The 436-nt window shown below is 32.3% G+C and carries 1 protein-coding gene; it reads left to right on the top strand.

The annotated features are described in order from the left end of the window. Nucleotides 1-436 (top strand): hypothetical protein (locus EII29_RS12395; RefSeq protein WP_158612553.1); only part of this gene is annotated, 436 nt, incomplete at both ends.

Genomic DNA, 436 nt, shown 5'->3' with positions numbered 1-436 from the left:
GGACAGGGATATGAAAAACATGATTTACATGATATAGATAAGAGTAAAAATATAGGAATAAATGTAACGGTATACCCTAATACAGAATATAAGGTAAGAGATGAAAAAGGTAAAGAAAAATATGATGAAAAGACAGGCATAGTACTTAAAGGACATGGAGGGGTATACAAAGTAGGTGTAAACTATGGTGAAAAAGATAAGAGTAGAGAAGTACTTTCTACAATAGGAAGTAATGTAAAGATAAATCAGGATATATCAGATGTAAATAGAGATATAAATAGACAAAAAGGGGAGTTTGAGGGAAGAGAAATAAGAGCTATAAATGTGGATTTAGGGACGGAATATTGGTTAACAAAAGCAGGAAGAGGAAAAGCAAAGGATATATTTGAGGAAGCGGGAAGAAGTGTAGAAGGGCTAAAAGAAGTTTTAATCCATA

It is taken from the genome of Leptotrichia sp. OH3620_COT-345, assembly GCF_003932895.1.
In the GTDB taxonomy this organism is placed as follows: domain Bacteria; phylum Fusobacteriota; class Fusobacteriia; order Fusobacteriales; family Leptotrichiaceae; genus Pseudoleptotrichia.
Note: the sequence above shows the minus strand (reverse complement) of the source record. Positions and strands in the feature narration are given on the sequence as shown.